Source organism: Halopseudomonas sabulinigri (genome assembly GCF_900105255.1).
GTDB classification, from domain to species: Bacteria; Pseudomonadota; Gammaproteobacteria; order Pseudomonadales; family Pseudomonadaceae; genus Halopseudomonas; species Halopseudomonas sabulinigri.
Genome location: NZ_LT629763.1, coordinates 3,995,392 through 4,013,409, shown reverse-complemented (window position 1 = coordinate 4,013,409; position 18,018 = coordinate 3,995,392). Strand labels below are relative to the sequence as shown.

Below are 18,018 nucleotides of genomic sequence, written 5' to 3'. Positions count from 1 at the left end.
GGTGCCGCGTTCGCAAGCGCGCACCGTCTGGCAGCAGGCGTCATGCCACGCCCAATCGCTCGATAACATCCGCCGTGGTGGTCACTTCGCCAAACTCATAGGCAATAGTGCTCAGCGACACACGCTGAATCTCCTCGGCCGCCGTCGGCCCAAAACCCAGATCCGGATAGTCCATCGCCGCGTTGGCGTCGCTCAACGCCACCACCTTGTACTCACGGTGCACGCCATCGCGGATGGTGGTCTCGCAGCAGACGTTGGTTACCGTGCCGCAGACGATGATAGTGTCAACATCCCGCGCGCGCAGCACCGTGTCCAGATCGGTATTGTGAAAACCGCTGTAAAACAGCTTGTCGATAACGATGTCGCCGGGCTGCGGCGCCAGCTCGTCAATAACCTCTACGTCCGGCTCACTGCGCGCCAGTATCTGGTCGACATTGGGGTACAGATCGCGCATCCGTCCGGTATCCGACCCATCCCCGCGGACGATATGCCGCAGGTAGACCACCGGCACCTCAGCCGCGCGCGCAGCCGTGGTCAGCTGCAGGATGGGCGCGATGATCTGCGCGGTATTCTTCACGTACAACGCACCCGTGGGGTTGCAGAATACCTTCTGCATATCCACCACAATAATGGCGGTGCGGGCTGGGTTGAGATCCCACCGGATCAGGGGCTTGCTCATGACGTACTGCTCCTCGGCTTGAATGAGTCCTCGCCGGCAGACACCGGCAGAACACCCGAAAACGGCCCTCGGCCGCTCAAGGCGGAGGATTCCGGGCGAGCAAGGGGAAGCAAGGTACGTACCGTTCAGCGCAGGCCATCGCAGCGGGCCAGCAGCTCGGCGACAGGCGCCGAAATCCGGGCGCCGCAGCGCGGCCCAAATCGGCGCGGCGCTGCGCTAGAGAACAATGACAAAAACCGCATTGCACCGCACGGGCGCACTTGCCCCACGCCAGCGCAACGCGGCTTTGCATACGGGCCTGCAGCCTGACTCAGGGCTGCAGCAATTTGCCCAGCATCGCCCGCAGCTTGCCAGCCTTCAGCGGTTTGTTGAGTATCGGCATGGCCATGTCGCGTAGTACCTGCTGGCAATGCTCGGTGCGGTCGGCGGTGATCATGATGGCCGGCAGTGGCTGGGCGAAGTGCGCGCGCAGCTGGCTCACCGCGTCGCAGCCGGTCAGCCCGTTATCCAGGTGGTAGTCGACCAGAATGGCATCCGGCGGCACGCCTGCCAGTGCGGCCAGCGCAGCGTCGGCATCCAGCGCCAGCACCACCTCTGCACCCCATTGCTGCAGCAGGCTCTGCATGCTCTGCAGAATGATTTCCTCGTTATCAATCACCAGCAGCCGGCGTCCCTGCAGTGGCACCGCAAGGCTATCCAACAAGCTGTTGCTGGCCGCACGCGTCGGCAAATCCGGCGCCAGCGGCACGCTGACTGAAAACACCGATCCACGGCCCACCTGCGACTGCACCTCGATGCGTACGCGCAGCAGCCGCGCGATCCGCTCAACAATCGCCAGCCCCAGCCCTACCCCTTTGCGCTGCCCCGCCTTGCCCACTTCCAGCTGATTGAACTCCTGAAAAATCCGCCGAAAATCCTGCCGCTCGATGCCACGACCGGTATCCCACACCTGGATGCACAGCTGCTCGCCGCGCACCCGGCACCCCACCAGCACCCCGCCCCGCTCGGTGTAGCGGATGGCGTTACTGATGAAGTTGCGCAGAATGCGGCTGAGCAAACGGTAGTCGGTATGCACGGTCCGGTTTGGCAGGCGTCCGCGCAGCGTCACGCCGCCGGCCTGGGCCACGCTGTGGAACTCGCTGAGCAGCGGCTCGATCACATCAGCGATGGCGTAATCATCGAATTCTGCCTGCAGGTTTGGCTGATCCAGACGGGAGATATCCAGCAGATCGCTGAGCATGTCCTCGGCACTTTCCATCGCCGTGTGTGAGCGCTCGACCATCTGCGCAGCGCTGGCCGGTAGTGCGCTGTCGCGCAGCGTGGCCATCAGCAAACGGGCGGCATTCAGTGGCTGTAACAGGTCGTGACTGGCGGCCGCCAGATAACGATCCTTGCTGCGATTGGCCTGCTCGGCCACATCACGCGCCTCGCGCAACTCGCATTGGGTGCGCTCGCGCTCGATGATCTCGAAGCGCAGGCTTTCATTCAGGGTTTCCAGCTCGCGGGTACGGGCCTGAACACGCTGTTCCAGTTCATCGTTGAGCTGCTGCATGGCAACTTGTGCCTGCTTGCGCTCGGTCACATCAGCCACGAAGGCCTCAATCACATGATCAGCCGCGTCAGGACGCAGCAGAATGTTCATGCGCACATCCAGCAGGCTACCGTCGGCGCGGGCCAGACGGGTTTCATACCCCGTCAACTCGCCCTGCAGCAACAGGTGGCGGCGGACGCGCTGAAACTCGTCGGCGCTGATGAAGAAGCCCTGTTCCAGCGACTGCCGTGCTGCAACCAGCGCTGTCACCGAGCCATAGCCGAGCATACGCGCCAGCGACTGGTTGGCGGTCAGCAGCCCCTTGCCCAGGCTGGCCTGAAAGATACCGTGTACGGCGTTTTCAAACAGCCACTTATAGCGGTTGCGCTCGGCCTCCAGCTCCTCCAGCCGCGCTGAAAGCTCGGGGTAGTAACTCTTGCGCGAGGACTGCGAGCCCAGCCCCAACAGCCCTGTCAGCACCTCACGGCGCGGATCAGAGGGCTTCGGCATAGACCACCTCAACGTCGGCGAGGCTGGATTCACGCGGATTGGTGAGGATGCACGGGTCATCCATCGCGTGCAGCGAGAGCATGCGCAGGTCACTGTTGCTGACGCCGTGCATCGCCAGCGTCTGCTGGAAGCCCACCGCCTGCTTCAACTCGATCAGATGCTGCACCAGACGCTGTTTTACCTGCGGCGTGCTCAGCCCGCGAATATCGATCCCCAGCGTTTGCGCAATCACCTTGAAGCGATCCGGTGCCGAGTCGAAATTGAAGGCCACCACATGCTCCACCAGAATCGCATTGCACAGGCCGTGTGGCAGGTCCAGAAAGCCACCCAGGCTGTGCGACATGGCGTGTACCGCGCCAAGAATCGCGTTGGAGAACGCCAGACCGGCCTGCAGGCTGCCGAGCATCACCTGCTCACGCAGGGCGATGTCCTGCGGGTTTTGAATCATCTTCACCAGGTTGCTGTTCAGCAGGCGCATGGCTTCCAGCGCGTGGGCATCGGTCATGGGGCCGCTGCCAGTGGAGACGAAGGCTTCAATGGCGTGCACCATGGCATCCACCCCGGTACAGGCCGACAGGAAGGGGTCCATGGTCGAGGTGGTTTCCGGGTCGATCAGCGACACGTCCGGCACTACCGCCTTGCTGATGATCGAGAACTTCACCTTCTCCTGCTGATCGGAAATGATCACGAACTGCGACACGTCGGCGGACGTGCCGGCGGTGGTGGGAATACAGATCAGCGGCGGGATAGGCGCGCGGATGGTGTCTACGCCCTCAAACTCCAGAATGTGGCGGTCGTGCGCCACCGCAATGCCAATCGCCTTGGCGCAGTCAATCGGGCTGCCGCCGCCAATCGCCACAATCACGTTGCAGCCCGCCGCGCGGTACACCTCGGCGCCGTGCATCACCTCTTCGGTGCGTGGATTGGCCGATACCTGGGTAAACAGCACGTAGTCGATGCCCTGCGCTTGCAGGCTTTCTTCCACATCCACTACCCAACCAACCGCCTGTACACCAGGATCGGACACCAGCAGAACTTTCTTGGCGCCAAAGGTGGTGGCGTAATTGGCCACGGTCTTGCGCGCGCCGGCGCCGAAGATGATTTCCGGCGTGACGAATTTGCGCAGCTGGCTGATATCGTAACTCATGGATTTTGCACCGCTGTTGTTCTTGTAATGGATCGCCTGAAGGCAGCACTGCAGCGCCGCCCGGCATTCCCGCAGCCTACCCTAAAGCCCTGCCCTTTTTAAGCCGAAACCGGCGGCTATAAGACTGAAGTAGCGGTGCATCAGGCCCTAAGTGGCATGGCTGGCAGCAGATGGCTGGATAGCATGGAGCAAATCATAAAAAGCCGGGGCCAGACCCATGCCTGCCTGCACCCATTCAACTCTTCGCGCTTTACTGATGGCGCTGCTGTGCTGGGTAACCGCCACGCCCTTACAGGCCAATGTGGAGCCGCGCACGCAGAGCGTGGAACAGGCGGTGCAGGCGCTGTTTCCCAGCGCCACCCGCATCGAGCCCAAACAGGGCGAGCCGCCGGTGTATCAGGCCTACCAGCTCGACGCGCTGCTGGGGTATGCCTTTGAGTCGACCGACTACTCCAGCCTGCAGGGTTTTTCCGGCAAGCCGATTCGCCTGCTGATCGGCATGACGCCCAGCGGCAAGCTGACCGGCGTCAGCGTGCTGGAGCATCACGAACCGGTCTTTCTGCACGGGCTGGGGGAGCAACCGCTGTTCGACTTTGCCGCCCAGTACGCTGGCCGCAATATCGCCACGCCGATTCTGGTGGGTAGCGCCCACGGCAACGCGGTAGAAGGCGACAGCCTCGGTTATATCGATGGCGTCAGCAAGGCCACGGTCTCGGTGGTAATTCTCAATGAGACGGTACTGCAATCGGCGATGACCGTGGCCCGCGCGCTGCTCCCAGAGTTCGCGCAAGGGCCGCAGGCCATCGCTCGTGCCGAGCTGTTCCAGCCACTGAGCTGGCAGCAACTGCTCGAGCGCGGTTATGTGCAGCACTGGATATTACGCCGCGAGACAGTCGAACAGCAATTGGGCCACTCGCTGGCGCTTTATCCCGATGTTGCGGGCGATGCGCAAGCGCCCTTCAGCGAGCTCTACTTCGCCTATCTGAACGCGCCCAGCATTGGCCGAAACCTGCTGGGTGAGACGCGCTTTACGCAACTGATGAGTGAATTGGAAGCTAACGAGCAAGCACTGCTGGTGATGTCGCGCGGCAGCTACACGCATGTACCGCCAGATTTTATCCCGGCCACCGCGCCCAGCCGCCTCAACCTGCTGCAAAACGGCAAGGCGATAGAGCTGCACGACATGAACTTCAACAACGGCGCGTTGCTGGAGCTGATCAACACCCCAGAGCGCGATTTACACGCCAATATCTTCCGCATCAAAACCCACGCGGCGTTCAACCCGCTGGCGCCGGCGGCGCTGCAGCTCAACGTCAGCTTGCGACGCAATCCGCTGATCGAGCAGCAAAGCCAGTTCCGTCAGGCGCTGACGCTCGACCCAACGCTGTTCGATATACAGGCGCAGGTGATAGCAGCCAAAGCTACGCCGGTCTGGCTGCGCATGTGGCAGCAACGTGCCTGGCAACTGTGCCTGCTGGCGGCGGCGCTGACGCTGCTCACCGTGGTGTTTGTCAAACAGCGGCAGATCAGCGAACACAGCCGAGGCTTTCATTGGTTTCGTGCCGGTTTTTTACTGTTCACCCTGTTTTTTATCGGTTTTTACGCCCAAGGGCAGCTGTCGGTAGTGAATATCTTCACCCTGCTGCTCGCGCTCTGGCACGGCTTCGACCTGACCGTATTCCTGATGGACCCGGTGATTTTCTGCCTCTGGGTGTTTACCTTTGCCAGCCTGTTCATCTGGGGCAGAGGGCTGTTCTGTGGCTGGCTATGCCCGTTCGGCGCCCTGCAGGAGATGGTCGGCTGGCTAGCCAAGCGGCTCAAGCTGAGGCAATGGAAGATCAGCGAACGCATGCACCAGCGCCTGCAATGGCTCAAGTATCTGATCCTGATTGCCCTGCTACCGACCGCTTTCTACTCCTTGACACTGGCCGAGCGGTTGGCCGAGGTCGAGCCATTTAAAACCTCGATCACCCTGCTCTTTGTGCGCAGCTGGCCCTTTGTACTCTATGCCTTGCTGCTGCTCGGGCTCGGCCTGTTTGTGCACAAGTTCTACTGTCGTTATGTGTGCCCGCTCGGTGCCGGGCTGGCGATACTCGGGCGGCTGCGGCTGTTCTCCTGGCTGACGCGCATCGATGCCTGCGGCAAGCCCTGCCAGCACTGCCACAACAAATGCGAGATCGGCGCTATCAAGCGCAGCGGCGCCATCGACTACGAGGAGTGCATTCAATGCCTGGAGTGCATCGTGATTCTGAACAACCAGGATCAGTGCGTGGCCAGCATCAGCGCGCGCAAGCAGGCCGCCAAGGCGCAAAGGGCGGCCGCCGGCCAGATTATTGTCAGCGACTGGTCGCCCGGTCGCTGAGCCACCCGCCAACCAGGGAAATCACACCAACAAGAGGCACACCCGCATGCAACACTTTGACGACCGCCAGATTCACTGGAGCCAGTTGCCCGGCTTCGAGAATTTCTCTTACAGCATTCTGAACATCGACCAAGCCAATCAGTTGGTAGATGTAATCTTTCATTTCCGCGCGCACGACCCGATCGTCCTGCACCGCCACTGCGCGCTGAATCACACCTTTGTGATCAGCGGCGAGCATCACCTCTATCACGCCAACGGCGACCTCAAGGAGATACGGCCCACCGGCAGCTATACGGTGAGCGCCGCCGACAGCACGCCACACCGGGAATGCGGCGGCGATGGCGGCACAGTAGTGCTGTTCAGCATTCGCGGCACCAGTGGCGTGATGTACGAGATTCTGGATGACCAGCAGAACCTGATCGCAGCGTTAGGCATGGCCGAGTTTGCCGCGCTGCACGAGGCCAACCAACGCCAGCAGGCGGCGTCTGGCTAACAGCGGGATACGGCAGCGCCCCATTACAACCACGCTTGATAAAACGCCAACTCCTCTTCCAGCACCTGCGTCAGATGCGCGGCCTGCCGGAAGCCGTGGCGTTCATCGGCGAAGGTCACGCTGTGTACCGGTACGCCGTTGTCGTCCAGTGCGGCAACCATCTGTTCGGTCTGGCTGGGCAGCACCACGGCGTCGCGCAGGCCTTGAAAGAAGATCACCGGCGTGCGGATGCGATCGGCCTGCACCAAGGGTGAACGCTCGACGTAACGTTTGGGCTGGGTCTCGGGGTCGCCGATCAGCCAGTCGATGTAATCGGCCTCAAACTTGTGGGTCACGGCGCGCAGCTGCAGCGGATCACTCACCCCATACAAACTGGCTGCGGCGCGAAAACGCTGGGGCCCGGCGATCAGACTGCACAGCGTGGTGTAGCCGCCAGCGCTGGAGCCGCGGATAAACACCCGCTGTGGGTCGATGCAGCCTTGGCGGCCAAGGTGCTCGATAGCCGCCAACACATCCTGCACATCCACCACGCCCCAGCCACCCTGCAAACGCTGGCGATAGGCGCGGCCATAGCCCGTGCTGCCACGGTAGTTGAGGTCAACCACGGCAAAGCCGCGCTGGGTCCAGAACTGGATGCGATTATCCAGCACCGGGTAGCAGGCCGAGGTCGGCCCGCCGTGGGTAAAGACCAGCAAGGGCGGCGCCTGGGTGGGCGATTGCGCGCTATTGCGCGGCGGGTAGAAAAAGCCATGCGCGGTTTCACCGCCCTCGCTCAGATACAGCAAGCGTTGCGGCTGGGCCAGATCGTCCGCTGGCAAGCTGCTGTCGTCACCGCGCAGCCGGGTGAGCGCGCCGCTGGCCAGATCAATCCGCAGTATGGCGGCGCTGCAGCGCGGCGAGGCGGCAATGCAGTAGAGCGCCTGACCGTCACTGCACAGGTAGCGAAAACGGCTGTAGCCGTGCGCCAACAAGCGCTCCTCACTGCTGCGCGCATGGCGCAGCGCAAGGTGGCCGTATCCGCCATCGGTCCAGCTCAGCGCCAGCCAGTCGTCCTTCAGCGCCAGCCAGGTATTAACGCCCTGTTGCCAGGGCGCCGGGGCGTGATCAGCCGCGTGGCTGGGTAGCCGCGTTGCGCTGCCGTCCGCAGCCAGGGCCCAGGGCACCCAATAGCCACTGCGGTCAGTCAGGCAGAGCAGTTGCCCCTGCTGATCAAACTGCGGTTGTTGAAAGGCTTCATCGCCGCCGGGAATTGTCTGCTGCGTGGTAATCGCACCCGGCTCATCCAGCCCGGCGTGCATCAGCCGGGTGCGCGTCCAGCTGAGGTTGGGCCTGTCCCATTCGATCCAGGCGAGTTGCGCGCCCTCGTCGCTGAGCTGCGGGCTGTGGTAAAAATCTGCCGCATCGGCCAGCACCTGGCGGCTGCCATCCAACCCGATAGCGACCAGCCGATGCTCAACCCGACCCGGCAGATGCGCCTCCTCTACCGCCAACACGCGCCGGCGCAGCGGATCAGCGCACAGGCCGCCATACCGGTACTCGGGATTCTTGCTCAGCTTGCGTAGCTGCTGGGTAGCCGGGCAGTGCAGGTAGATCTGCTGGTCGTCCGCGTTGACGAAGGCCACCTGGCAATCAGGCCCCAGCAACCCCGGCAGCACACAAAAGCTGCCACCACCGTACTCGTAGACCCGGCTGCGCACGGCGTAACCCTTGGGCGTAATGCGCAGGCTGTGGCCGTCGCGATACTGCATCAGTACGCTGTCGCCCTGGCTGGGACGAAACTCAACCCACCAGAGCGCGCCATCGGCGCAGCACAAATCGCTGTAATCGGCACTGGCGGCGACCGCCTGGGCCGCGCTGAACTCGCTGGCCCAGCGGCCGGGCGGTTGGTTATCAGACTTTGCAGATGATCCTTGAGGTGCGCTCATTGCGGAAGGTCAACTCCTCTATCCCCGGCTGGGGCTGCTCTGCTTCGGCTCTGGCCTGCAGAATCTTGTGATGGTGTGGCGATTTGCTGCACACCGGGTCAGCCTGGGTGGCATCACCGGTCAGCAAATACGCCTGACAGCGACAGCCGCCGAAGTCCTTCTCCTTTTCGTCGCAGGACCGGCATGGCTCGCTCATCCAATCATAGTCGCGATAACGGTTGAAGCCGAACGAGTCATACCAAATGTGTGAAAGGCTGTGTTCGGTCACGCTCGGGAAGCTGACCGGCAACTGCCGCGCGCTGTGGCACGGCAGCGCGGTGCCGTCCGGTGTGATGGTCAGGAAGATATTGCCCCAGCCATTCATGCAGCCCTTGGGGCGCTCTTCGTAGTAATCGGGGGTGACCAGAATCAGCTTGCACGGGTTGCCCTGCTCGGCCAGTTTCTCGCGCCACGCATTGGTGACCTGCTCGGCGTGGTCCAGCTGCGCCTTGGTCGGCAGCAGCCCGGCGCGGTTCAGGTGCGCCCAGCCGTAGTACTGACAGGTCGCCAGCTCGACAAAATCGGCCTCCAGCGCCACGCACAGCTCGATGATGCGGTCGATCTGGTCGATGTTGTGCCGATGGGTAACGAAGTTGAGCACCATCGGGTAACCCGCCGCCTTGACCGCCCGCGCCATCGCCAGTTTCTGCTCGAACGCCTTGCGCGAGCCGGCGAGCATGTTGTTGATCTCGGCATCGGAGGCCTGAAAGCTGATCTGGATATGATCCAGCCCCGCCTCGCGGAACGCCTCGATCTTGGCCTCGGTCAGCCCCATACCGGAGGTGATCAGGTTGGTGTAAAAGCCCAGTTCGCGCGCCGCGCCGATCAGCTCGGGCAGGTCCTCGCGCACCAGCGGCTCGCCACCGGAAAAGCCCAGCTGCGCCGCGCCCAGCGCTCGCGCCTGGGTGAATACATCGATCCACTGGGCGGTGCTCAACTCACTCTTGTGGTTGGCAAACTCCAGCGGGTTCGAGCAGTACGGGCACTGCAGCGGGCAGCGGTAGGTCAGCTCAGCCAGCAGCCACAGTGGTGGCCCCTGTTCAGCGGATGTGGAGCCAGTGTTGAGCATGGGCCACCTCGATGAAGGCCAGAACGTCTTCGTCCAGACCAGGCACATTGGGGAAACGTTCGGACAGGGTGTCGATGATGTCAGCCACCGGCCGCTTGCCGTCGACCAGCAACAGCACTTCGGCGGCGCTTTCGTTCAGCTTGACCATGCCCTCCGGGTAGAGCAGCACGTGACTGTTCTGCACCGGTTCCCATTGCAGACGAAAGCCGGGGCGCAGCACCGGCGTGTTATCACGCACCACCGGGCTCATAGCGCGATCCCCCGGTGCCAGGCCTTGTCGGCCGTGACCGTGTGATACGGCGGGCGCTCCAGCTCGTAGGCCATGGTCATGGCGTCGAGCATGCTCCAGAGCACGTCCAGTTTGAACTGCAGAATCTCCAGCATGCGCTGCTGCGCCTCCCAGGTGGTGTAGTGATGCAGGGTAATGCGCAGGCCGTGCTCGACGTCGCGGCGGGCCTCTTTCAGACGCTTGCGGAAGTAGTCGTATCCGGTCGGATCAATCCACGGGTAATGCTGCGGCCAGCTGTCCAGCCGCGACTGATGAATGTGCGGGGCAAACAGCTCGGTCAGCGACGAACTGGCCGCCTCCTGCCAGCTCGCCCGGCGGGCGAAGTTGACGTAGGCATCCACCGCAAAGCGCACGCCCGGCAGCACCAGCTCCTGCGACAGCAGCACCTCGCGGTCCAGCCCCACGGCCTCGCCCAAGCGCAGCCAGGCCTCGATGCCACCTTCGCTGCCCGGCTCGCCATCGTGGTCGATGATGCGCTGAATCCACTCGCGGCGGGTGTCGCGGTCCGGGCAGTTAGCCAGAATCGCCGCGTCCTTCACCGGAATGCAGACCTGATAGTAGAAACGGTTCGCCACCCAACCCTGAATCTGCTCGCGGGTTGCGCTGCCGTCGTACATGGCAACGTGGAACGGGTGATGAATGTGGTAGTAGCGGCCCTTGTCGCGCAGGGCCTGCTCGAATTCGGCAATACTCATCGGCTCGCGCTGCATGGCGGCCTCCTTACAGAACGATCTGCATACCGTCATGGGCGACCTCGATGCCATGCGCTACCAGTTCGGCGCGCTCGGCGGAGTCCTCGTCCAGGATCGGATTGGTGTTGTTGATATGAATGAGCACCTTGCGGCTGGCCGGCTGCGCATCCAGCAGCTCGATCATCCCGCCCGGCCCACTCTGCTGCAGGTGGCCCATCTCGCTGCCGAGCTTGTCGCCCACGCCAGCAAAGGCCATCTCGTCATCGCGCCACAGGGTGCCGTCTACCAGCAGACAATCGGCATCACGCATGGTCGCCAGCAGGCCTTCATCCGGCTGGCCCAGGCCCGGTGCATAAAACAGCACACCGCCGGTATTGGTGTCGCGCACCAGCAGGCCGATGTTGTCGCCGGGGTGCGGATCGTTGCGGTGCGGCGAATACGGCGGCGCCGCGCTGCGCAGCGGAATCGGCAAAAACTCCAGCGCCGGGCAAGCGGGAATACGGAACGGCTCGCCTAGCCCGATCCCGCGGCGCTGCAAACCACCGTTCCAATGGCTCAGCATCGGGAACAGCGGGAAGCCGGTCTGCAGGTCTTCATGGACCATATCGGTACACCAGACCTCGTGCGGGCAACCCTCACGCAGGGTCAGCAGCCCGGTCACGTGATCAATCTGGCTGTCCATCAACACAATCGCCCGGATCGCCGTATCACGCACCGCCCGCGCCGGTTGCAGCACAGGCGTCTGCTCCAACTGGGTGCGAATGTCAGGGGAAGCGTTGCAGAGAATCCAGTTCACCCCGTCATCCGACAAGGCAATGGAAGATTGGGTACGCGCTTTCGCGTTCAGCGTGCCACGGCGCAAGCCGTCGCAGTTGCGGCAGTTACAGTTCCACTGCGGAAAACCACCGCCAGCAGCTGAACCAAGTATCTGTACATGCATGGGATCTGTCCTCGGCCAGCGTGCCTAAACGCCCCGGAAACCGGGGCGCCCGGTACTCAGCGGTTGGCAAAGTACATGGTGACTTCAAAGCCAATGCGCAGGTCGGTGTAGCTGGGTTTAGTCCACATGGGTCGATCCTCTTGTTATTGCGTGGGTTTACAGCGTCGGCAGGAACCGACGGACTCAGTTAAACACCGGGATCGGGGGGTACGAATGGTACTTTGGGAGGAGATTGGGTCGTGATTTGGTTGGTGTGGACAACTCAAAGTGTCTGCTCGCTCCCAACGGCCGGCTTCAAGTATCCAATCGGCGAGCGCTCTGTTCTGGGCAACGTTCTGCAGCGACAACACTTGAGCGAGACTACGTCACGAAGCGGCCCTAGATCCGGTGAACGATCAAGACGCACCTTGCCCTTGCAAATGCTGCAGACGTTCCGAAATTTCATGGGCGTGAGCCGCAAGGTCGGAAGCAGATCTATGCAATTCGCAGATGTAGTCAGCTAGAGTGATAGGCTCTTGGGGCAAAGGAGCTTGTCCAGTCTGCATAGCGAATACCTGACTATTTAGCTCTTCAAGACGGTTGAGCCTGAGCCAATGATGCGAGGTAACCTCGAGTAGACCGGGGTCGCGAAGGTGGTGAACCAGTATCACGGATAGCGTGCCCCAAGTTGTGGTTCTTAGGTCAGGGTTCCTCATGACCTGGCCATCTAGCGAGAGCTGATTCATATTGTTGAGCACTTTAATATTGTAGACACAAGACTCAACAAGGGTGGTAATTGCATCCGAAAGCAACTTCTTGCTTTCTGTAACCTCAGTTTCCATCGCCTTAATTGTAAACTGGCGATTAAGGTAAAGCGCAACAGGCAAACCAAGCACTACACCGATTGCTGTAGCCGCGAGGTTTGGCCAAAACGCATCTAGAAACTCAGCCATAGAGCTGACTCATCCCCTTGAATCTGAAGCGACAACTCACCCTAGCAGATAAGAAAACATTTAAACCACTAGTCAGGCGGACTTGCTACGGTCTGAATAATAGAAGCCCAGCACTGTCCCAATTAGCGTTCCGGAAAAGGCAAGGACTTCACTAAAATATGGACTTTTGAAAACAGCACTTAAAAACACCCCGAGCATCAGCAGGAAAACGATCATAAACCCTAATAGGGCGGGCATCCGTTTATTAATACGTTCAGTTCTTGGTTCTGCCTGCCCTATACCCCCGCAGACCCCACAGGGAAGCCCGGCTAGCTCTATACCCTTCAACTCATGATCTTTTATGCAAACAGCGCATGAGAGTTCGTTTCTGCCATTTCTGCAGGTACCAACGCCAGCACAATGAGCACAAGGATAGAGATTTGACTTGATCTGATGCATATTCCCTCTACAACTCAAAACCCAACCTACTAAACAGCCATGCCGGAGCGCAGCGGCTACGTTGAAGTCGACTTTAATCTCTGGTCAAACTTTTTTGTCCCAACCAGTGACATACCCATTCTCCACAGTAATTCGCAGGCCGAACCTATTTCCACCTTGGTGATGGTACTTCCATACATCACGCGTCTTGGTCTTGAGCAGTTTATTATCAATATCGGTCGGTGGGCCAAGAGCGTCGCGCAGTTGTTCCTCACTTTGGCCCTGCCAAAAGTAACCTTGAAATATCTTCTGCACTACTTCTTCGTTATCGTACTTTTCTCGAAGATATGTAAGCCGCCTTTTCTTTTTATCGCGCTGATACCAGATGAAGAGCGCAATCGCTACGACAACAGCTGCGACAGGAATTACCCAACCAACAGTTTCAAACAGCTTAACGACAGCTAGTACCGGAAGGGCAATGATTGCGAGAACTCCGACCGCCTTGCTCTCAGCCTTTGTCATTCGACGTGCCATGCACTCCCCCTCTGCTCAGATATGACACTGATTAGATAGCACGCAACCTGCGTGTGTTGGGGGCTCTCTAATGAAATCATGCAATTGCCACCCTCCTTGGTGTTTATGGCGTCTTCGCGCTGTGGCGAAGTTATGTGAAGTGCTTCCTACTTTAGCGAAAGGAGCACACACGGCAAGCTGATTTTTTGATTAAGGCGCAAGCCCTATTGCTTGCACGGATCCCGGGTCCCCGTTTACGCGGGCGAGTAGCGCAGGGCTGGCGGGAAATAGGACGGCAGCATGTCTGAGGCTCGCAGAGCCGAGTTCTGCCGGCCCCCGTCAGACCGAGCAACGCAGCGAACCCGAAGGGCCGCGTAGCCGGGGTGGCCTAGGGGGTGCAGGGGGAAATGGCCAAGCATTTCCTCCTGCTCGCCGCGAAGGCGAAAGACAGATGCGAGCCAACCACACCAAAGTGAAAGAGACGCAGAGCGCCCAGCAGGCGTTCCCACGCAGGGCATGGGAACCATCAGATTGGGGTGTACGGGAAGGCCGAGTTCCAACTCGGCCATGGGTGCTGCAGGCAAGAGAGCTGGTCGAGCGGGAGCTCAACCTTCCCAGGATCTGCGCCACCCGAGGAGCGAGTCCTGCCAAGTACCAACGCTCCCCCACCAAACCCCAGACAAAAAAAGACGTGACCGAAGCCACGCCAAAGGTTCACGAACAGACTTGCAGAAGGGCTCCCGCCCAGCTGCGCTGCAACACCCCACAGGAGGAGCTGGCCTGCGCAGGCATTGCAGGCGGCTGAACAGGGCAAGCTCAGCCGTATTGCGGGTTACCTCAGAAGAAACCCAGCGGGTTGACGTCGTAGCTGATCAGCAGGTTCTTGGTCTGCTGGTAGCTATCGAGAATCATCTTGTGCGTCTCACGACCCACGCCAGATTTCTTGTAACCACCAAAGGCGGCATGTGCCGGGTACATGTGGTAACAGTTGGTCCAGACGCGGCCAGCCTGAATGGCGCGGCCCATGCGGTAGGCGCGGTTGATGTCGCGGGTCCAGAGGCCGGCGCCCAGGCCAAACTCGGTATCGTTGGCAATCGCCAGGGCTTCGGCTTCGTCCTTGAAGGTGGTGACGCTGACCACCGGGCCGAAGATCTCTTCCTGGAAGATACGCATCTTATTGTGACCCTTGAGCAGCGTGGGCTGGATGTAATAACCGTTACCCAGCTCGGCTTCCAGACGCTCGGCACCGCCGCCAATCAGGAACTCGGCACCCTCTTCACGGGCGATCTCCATGTACGACAGAATCTTGTCGAACTGCTGCTCGGAGGCCTGTGCGCCTACCTGGGTTTCGGTATCGAGCGGGTTGCCGCGTTTGATGCTGCGGGTACGCTCGACCACCATGCCGATGAAATCTTCGTACATGTCTTCCTGAATCAGCGCGCGGGACGGGCAGGTGCACACCTCGCCCTGGTTGAAGAATGCCAGCACCATGCCTTCGACGGCCTTGCTGACGAAGGACTCTTCGGCTCGCATGATGTCGGAGAAGTAGATGTTCGGCGACTTGCCGCCCAGCTCAACGGTGGAGGGGATGATGTTCTCTGCCGCGCATTTCATGATGTGGCGGCCCACCGGGGTGGAGCCGGTGAAGGCGATCTTGGCGATGCGCTTGCTGGTGGCCAGGGCCTCGCCGGCTTCGCGGCCGTAGCCGTTGACCACGTTGAGCACGCCCGGCGGCAGCAGGTCGCCGATCAGCTCCATCAGTACCAGAATACCCAGCGGCGTCTGCTCGGCGGGCTTGAGCACGATGCAGTTACCGGCCGCCAGCGCCGGGGCGACTTTCCAGGCGGCCATCAGCAGCGGGAAGTTCCAGGGGATAATCTGGCCAACCACGCCCAGCGGCTCGTGGAAGTGGTAGGCCGCGGTGTTTTCGTCGATCTCGGCTGCGGTGCCCTCTTGCGAGCGAATGCAGCCGGCAAAGTAGCGGAAGTGGTCAACCGCCAGCGGGATGTCGGCATTCAGGGTTTCGCGTACGGCCTTGCCGTTGTCCCAGGTTTCGGTGACGGCGAGCTTTTCCAGGTTCTGTTCCATGCGGTCGGCAATCTGCAGCAGGATGTTGCTGCGCGCCTGGACCGACATCTTGCCCCAGCCATCTTTGGCGCAGTGCGCGGCATCCAGAGCCAATTCGATATCTTCAGCGGTGGAGCGCGGGATTTCGCAAACCGCACCACCGGTGACCGGCGACAGGTTGGTGAAGTACTGGCCCTTCAGCGGCGCAATAAACTCGCCATTGATGAAGTTGCCATAGCGTGACTTGAAGGAGACGACGGAGCCTTGGGCTCCCGGTTGTGCATAGATCATTGTTGTTACCCTCTGAGCGCAGCCTGACCCCGCACGGGCCAAGTCATGGGTTGATACTAGTAACAGCGCCGGGGTCTCTGGTATGCGTCCTTGGCAGGGATGACATCGTTATTTAGTAGTAATTGGCGACGCTGCAGGTGCTCTCTCAGGCTAGCTGCTGGCAACGCCAGACCGCGCCGCCGCTGACGGACGGTCAGGCGCTCTGCACCCGCAGTACGCCGGTGTCGATGGCCAGGTGCACCAGCTCGGTCAGCGAGCTGACGTTGAGCTTCTGCTTGAGTACGGTGAGGTTGTTTGAGACGGTCTTGCTGCTGATGCACAGGTTGTCGGCGATCTGCCGGGGCGCCACGCCGCGGGCGAGCATGACGAAGATCTCGAACTCACGCTGGGTGACGTCGCGCAGACGCGGGTCGAGGCGCTCGTCAGTGCCGGCGCAGGCCAGCTGGGTGGCGAGCTCCTGCTCGATGTAACGGTGCCCCTTGAGGCAACGGCCGACCGCATCCAGCAGCACTTCAGGCGAGGCGTTCTTGGTGATGAAGCCCAGCGCGCCGGTGGCCAGTGCCTGACGCACCAGCGGGAGCTCATCGTGCATGCTGAAGAACAGAATACGCAGCAGCGGCCAGCGCTGCAGCAACCGCCGGGCGGTTTCAATACCGCTGATGCCCGGCAGGCCAACATCGAGAATCACCAGATCAGGCACCTGTTGCTGGGCGGCGGCGATGGCGTCTTCACCGCTCACCGCGCCGCGAATCTCGGCCTGACTGAACAGCATCGCCAACAGGCTGGTGTAGCCCTGGCGCACTACCGCGTGATCGTCCACCAGCAAGATGTTCATGCCACTGCCCCCAAGGGAATACGCAGCCCGAGCACAACGCCCTCCCCGGCTGCGGAGTTAACCTGCAACGGCGAGCCCAGGCAGCGGGCGCGCTCGCGCATCGAATGCATGCCAATACCCCACTGCACGGGCGTGACCATGCCGCTGCCATCGTCCTGCACGCTGACCAGCAGCAAGTCTTGTTCTTGACTCAGGCGCACCCACACACAGCGCGCGCGGGCATGCCGCGCCACATTGTTGAGTGCTTCCTGCAGCAGGCGGTACAGATGGGCGCGGGCCTCCAGCCGCAGGCCGGGCAGTTGGCCGTCCAGCTCCAGGCGGCATTCGACCCCCTGCTGCTGTTGCCATTGTTCGGTCAGTTGGGCCAGCGCCTGCTCCAGCCCCAGACGCTCCAGTACCACCGGGTGCAGGTCGCGCACCAGACGGCGGAAGCCTTGCTGCAGGCCATCACAGTTGCTCAGCAGCTGGCTGCTTAAACGCGTGAGCGTGCGTGAGTCGCTGTGATCGCAACGTTGCAGTAAGAAGGCTTGGGCGCGGATGCCGGTGAGGTACTGGCCCAGGTCATCGTGCAGCGCGTGCGCCAGCTGCATACGCTCGCGCTCCTGCACGCTGAGCAGCCGCTCGGTCAGCTCCTGATTGCGCTGCTCGGCCCGCTGCAGCGCGGCAGCCATGCCGTTGAAGCGTTCTGCCAGACGGTTGATCTCTGGCTGCTGGCTGGGGCTCAGGCGGGTACGTAACTGGCCTCCGGCGATGGACTGCAGGGCATCCAGCAAGCGGTGATAGGCGCGCAAACCGCGATTCAGTGCCCAGTGGATGGTCAGCAGTGAGAGCAGCAGCGCCAGCGCAAACACCAGCAGCAGCAACTGTACCGACTCCCAGATTTCAGCCAGCTCGTCGTGGGCATCTGGGGTGATTCGCCATTGCTGGCTGTCGGCAAACGACAGCGTCAGCGGCGGGAAGCGTTCGCTGACCGCCGGGGCCAGCCGCCGCGCCAGCCACTCAGGCACGTCGCCAGGCTCGGCGGCCGGCGGCGTGGCATCGGGTGTGGCCTTTACGTCGGTGATGCGCAGGTGCCGTAGCCCACTGAACTGGGCGGCGTCTGGCGCGGTGGCCGAGCGCGAGAGGCTATCGAACAACTGCAGCGCCATCGACCGGCTGGCGTGCAGCTCGCGCACCAGGTCTTTTTCGGCCTGCTGCAACAACACCAGCAGCAGGCTGCCGAGCACCACGGCAAACAGCAGGCAGACGCCGGCATACAGACGGGCGCGAAACGAGAGCGCGTTCATT

General features: G+C 61.5%; 17 protein-coding genes. 2 read left to right on the top strand and 15 right to left on the bottom strand.

Going from position 1 to position 18,018, the window contains the following annotated elements:
• Positions 1 to 40: 40 nt before the first annotated feature.
• The 3 genes from BLU26_RS18365 to ercA form a co-directional block, all read right to left on the bottom strand.
• Positions 41 to 679, bottom strand: coding sequence for an isochorismatase family protein (locus tag BLU26_RS18365; RefSeq protein WP_092288268.1), 639 nt, complete (start codon positions 677 to 679; stop codon positions 41 to 43).
• A gap of 310 nt (positions 680 to 989) precedes the next feature.
• Positions 990 to 2,720 (bottom strand): PAS domain-containing hybrid sensor histidine kinase/response regulator, encoded by a 1,731-nt coding sequence (locus BLU26_RS18360; RefSeq protein WP_092288267.1) that lies wholly within the window; start codon positions 2,718 to 2,720, stop codon positions 990 to 992.
• Positions 2,704 to 3,867, bottom strand: coding sequence for an alcohol dehydrogenase-like regulatory protein ErcA (gene ercA, locus BLU26_RS18355; RefSeq protein ID WP_092288266.1), 1,164 nt, complete (start codon positions 3,865 to 3,867; stop codon positions 2,704 to 2,706). The genes BLU26_RS18360 and ercA overlap by 17 nt, the downstream gene beginning before the upstream one ends.
• A 256-nt stretch (positions 3,868 to 4,123) precedes the next feature.
• Here ercA and BLU26_RS18350 point away from each other — a divergent pair, with 256 nt between their 5' ends.
• A complete protein-coding gene (locus tag BLU26_RS18350) occupies positions 4,124 to 6,229 on the top strand; it encodes a 4Fe-4S binding protein (RefSeq protein WP_092288265.1) in 2,106 nt (701 codons plus the stop codon).
• Between the two features lie 46 nt (positions 6,230 to 6,275).
• On the top strand, positions 6,276 to 6,722 hold the full coding sequence (locus BLU26_RS18345; RefSeq protein WP_092288264.1) for a regulator: 447 nt from the start codon (positions 6,276 to 6,278) through the stop codon (positions 6,720 to 6,722).
• Between the two features lie 23 nt (positions 6,723 to 6,745).
• Here the strand turns inward: BLU26_RS18345 and BLU26_RS18340 are convergent, their stop codons facing one another.
• From BLU26_RS18340 to BLU26_RS18285, 12 genes are all read right to left on the bottom strand, one after another.
• Positions 6,746 to 8,647 carry an alpha/beta hydrolase family protein gene (locus BLU26_RS18340; protein ID WP_092288263.1) on the bottom strand — a complete coding sequence of 634 codons (1,902 nt, stop codon included), beginning with the start codon at positions 8,645 to 8,647 and terminating at the stop codon, positions 6,746 to 6,748.
• Positions 8,613 to 9,755, bottom strand: a complete 1,143-nt coding sequence (pqqE, locus tag BLU26_RS18335) for a pyrroloquinoline quinone biosynthesis protein PqqE (RefSeq protein ID WP_092288262.1) — start codon at positions 9,753 to 9,755, stop codon at positions 8,613 to 8,615. The genes BLU26_RS18340 and pqqE overlap by 35 nt, the downstream gene beginning before the upstream one ends.
• On the bottom strand, positions 9,727 to 10,005 hold the full coding sequence (gene pqqD / locus BLU26_RS18330; protein ID WP_092288261.1) for a pyrroloquinoline quinone biosynthesis peptide chaperone PqqD: 279 nt from the start codon (positions 10,003 to 10,005) through the stop codon (positions 9,727 to 9,729). The genes pqqE and pqqD overlap by 29 nt, the downstream gene beginning before the upstream one ends.
• Positions 10,002 to 10,754 carry a pyrroloquinoline-quinone synthase PqqC gene (gene pqqC, locus BLU26_RS18325; RefSeq protein WP_083724656.1) on the bottom strand — a complete coding sequence of 251 codons (753 nt, stop codon included), beginning with the start codon at positions 10,752 to 10,754 and terminating at the stop codon, positions 10,002 to 10,004. Before pqqC ends, pqqD begins: the two co-directional genes overlap by 4 nt.
• A gap of 10 nt (positions 10,755 to 10,764) precedes the next feature.
• The gene (pqqB, locus tag BLU26_RS18320; RefSeq protein ID WP_092288260.1) at positions 10,765 to 11,676 is read right to left on the bottom strand and encodes a pyrroloquinoline quinone biosynthesis protein PqqB; all 912 of its coding nucleotides are present in this window, start codon (positions 11,674 to 11,676) and stop codon (positions 10,765 to 10,767) included.
• Between the two features lie 56 nt (positions 11,677 to 11,732).
• Positions 11,733 to 11,804: a pyrroloquinoline quinone precursor peptide PqqA gene (gene pqqA / locus BLU26_RS18315; RefSeq protein ID WP_063607997.1), complete on the bottom strand. Its 72-nt coding sequence runs from the start codon at positions 11,802 to 11,804 to the stop codon at positions 11,733 to 11,735.
• 267 nt (positions 11,805 to 12,071) lie between these two features.
• The gene (locus tag BLU26_RS18310; RefSeq protein ID WP_092288259.1) at positions 12,072 to 12,608 is read right to left on the bottom strand and encodes a hypothetical protein; all 537 of its coding nucleotides are present in this window, start codon (positions 12,606 to 12,608) and stop codon (positions 12,072 to 12,074) included.
• A gap of 72 nt (positions 12,609 to 12,680) precedes the next feature.
• Complete coding sequence (locus BLU26_RS18305; protein ID WP_092288258.1) at positions 12,681 to 13,046, bottom strand: molecular chaperone DnaJ; 366 nt, start codon at positions 13,044 to 13,046, stop codon at positions 12,681 to 12,683.
• An 84-nt stretch (positions 13,047 to 13,130) separates the two neighbouring features.
• Positions 13,131 to 13,559, bottom strand: coding sequence for a hypothetical protein (locus BLU26_RS18300; RefSeq protein ID WP_231701977.1), 429 nt, complete (start codon positions 13,557 to 13,559; stop codon positions 13,131 to 13,133).
• Positions 13,560 to 14,375: 816 nt separating this feature from the next.
• Positions 14,376 to 15,896 (bottom strand): acetaldehyde dehydrogenase ExaC, encoded by a 1,521-nt coding sequence (exaC, locus tag BLU26_RS18295; protein WP_092288257.1) that lies wholly within the window; start codon positions 15,894 to 15,896, stop codon positions 14,376 to 14,378.
• A 193-nt stretch (positions 15,897 to 16,089) separates the two neighbouring features.
• The gene (locus BLU26_RS18290) at positions 16,090 to 16,731 is read right to left on the bottom strand and encodes a response regulator (protein ID WP_092288256.1); all 642 of its coding nucleotides are present in this window, start codon (positions 16,729 to 16,731) and stop codon (positions 16,090 to 16,092) included.
• On the bottom strand, positions 16,728 to 18,017 hold the full coding sequence (locus BLU26_RS18285; protein WP_092288255.1) for a sensor histidine kinase: 1,290 nt from the start codon (positions 18,015 to 18,017) through the stop codon (positions 16,728 to 16,730). Before BLU26_RS18285 ends, BLU26_RS18290 begins: the two co-directional genes overlap by 4 nt.
• Position 18,018 lies beyond the last annotated feature (1 nt).